This is a genomic window from Opacimonas viscosa, from assembly GCF_024199005.1.
Taxonomy (GTDB): Bacteria; Pseudomonadota; Gammaproteobacteria; order Enterobacterales; family Alteromonadaceae; genus Opacimonas; species Opacimonas viscosa.
Window position 1 is genome coordinate 1 of sequence record NZ_JANATA010000178.1, and the last position, 264, is coordinate 264.

1 protein-coding gene is annotated in these 264 nt (G+C 45.5%); it reads left to right on the top strand.

Annotated elements, in window-relative coordinates:
* Nucleotides 1-264: DUF885 family protein (locus NLF92_RS13200; RefSeq protein ID WP_254102692.1), on the top strand; the 264-nt coding region annotated here is incomplete at both ends.

A 264-nucleotide genomic window follows, 5' to 3' on the forward strand; every position in this document is an offset into this window, starting at 1 on the left:
GCAGAAATGGAAAAAGTGAAAAACGAAGTCGGCTTCGACGGCACGTTGAATGAGTTCTTTTCTTATATTAAGTCTGACGTCACTGACGAACGTTTTTACTATCCGAATACCGACGAGGGTCGCCAGGGTTATATCGACGATACTACGGTTTACTTAGACAACATCAAAGCAAAATTACCTGAGTTCTTCGGCATTTTGCCAAAAGCAGACTTGGTAGTGAAACGCGTTGAGCCTTATCGCGAACAAGCCGGTGCGCCGCAGCAT